Origin of the sequence: Streptomyces spongiae, assembly GCF_009377185.1 — a bacterium.
Taxonomy (GTDB): Bacteria; Actinomycetota; Actinomycetes; order Streptomycetales; family Streptomycetaceae; genus Streptomyces; species Streptomyces spongiae.
Genome location: NZ_VJZC01001091.1, coordinates 1 through 1,188, shown reverse-complemented (window position 1 = coordinate 1,188; position 1,188 = coordinate 1). Strand labels below are relative to the sequence as shown.

Annotated in this window: 1 protein-coding gene; it reads left to right on the top strand. The window is 74.6% G+C overall.

All coding sequences use genetic code 11. The features are described from left to right. A partial coding sequence (locus FNH08_RS51380; RefSeq protein ID WP_194238910.1) for an RNA polymerase sigma factor occupies positions 1-1,188 on the top strand: 1,188 nt, incomplete at both ends.

The window sequence follows — 1,188 nt, the reverse complement described above, 5'->3', positions numbered from 1 at the left end:
GTACGACGGTGATACCGAGTCGGAGGGCGAGCCGGGGGACGGGACAGGGGGCAGGACAGGGAAGAAGACAGGGGACGCCGACGAACACGGCGCACACGGCGCACACGGCGCACACGGCGCACACGGCGACCAGGGCGTACTCGCCATGGCGCCCGACACCGTGCTCACCGACCAGCTCCGCGGGGACACCTCGGCCGCACAGCACGCCCTGGAGGAACTCCGGGCCCGCCACCGCACCGCGGTCCTGGCGTACGCCCGTCTCTACACGGCCGGCGAACAGGCTGCCCGCCAACTCACCGACGAGGCCTTCGTGTCGGCCGCCCACGAGACGGTACGCGGGCTCGACCCGAAGACCCCTTGGCGCCACCACCTGCTGCTCCTCACGGGCCGGGTGGCCGCCTCGTGGGCGACGGACGACCGCGCCGTGCACCTCGCCCCGGGTCTGCTGCCACACCTCAGCGAGCACGGATCCGCCACCGGAACCACGATCGAGCCGCAGCTCCTCGGCGCCTTCCAGGCGCTGCCGACGCGGGTCCAGGGCCTGGTCTGGTACGGCGTCGTGGACGAGGAACCCGACGAACGCACCGCCACGTTCCTGGGCTGCACGCGCCAGGACGTGACGTACGGCGCGGAATCGGCCTTCCAGGCCCTGCGCCACTGTGTGCTCACCGCGCTCCTGGCCCGCTCGGCCGACCCGGACTGCCAGGACTTCCGGCGCCTCATCGAGGAGGCGGCCCACCCCGAGAACCCCCGCCACAGCCCCGACCTCCAGGAGCACATGGCGCAGTGCCGGCACTGCGCGGGCGCGTACCGGGAGCTGGCCGCCCTGCGCGACACCCCGCGCACGGCGCTCGCCGAGGGGCTGCTGGTGTGGGGCGGCACGGCGTACGTCCTGGGCGGCGGCCCGGCCGGATCGCGTACCGCGGGAGTGGGTGCGGGTGCGGGCGGACGTGCTGGTGCTGGTGCTGGTGCTGGTGCTGGTGCTGGTGCTGCCAACGATGCGGCCGGTACGGCGTCCGGCGGCTCCCGGTGGCCCGCTTGGTTGCCCGTACGCGGCCTCGCGCTCGCCTCCGCCGCGCTGGGCGTCGCGGTGGCACCGCTGCTGGTGTACCTGCTCTCGTCGACCGGCTCGGACCAGCGGCAGACCGCCGCCACACAACCCACGACGCGTCCCCCCGCGGCCACGGC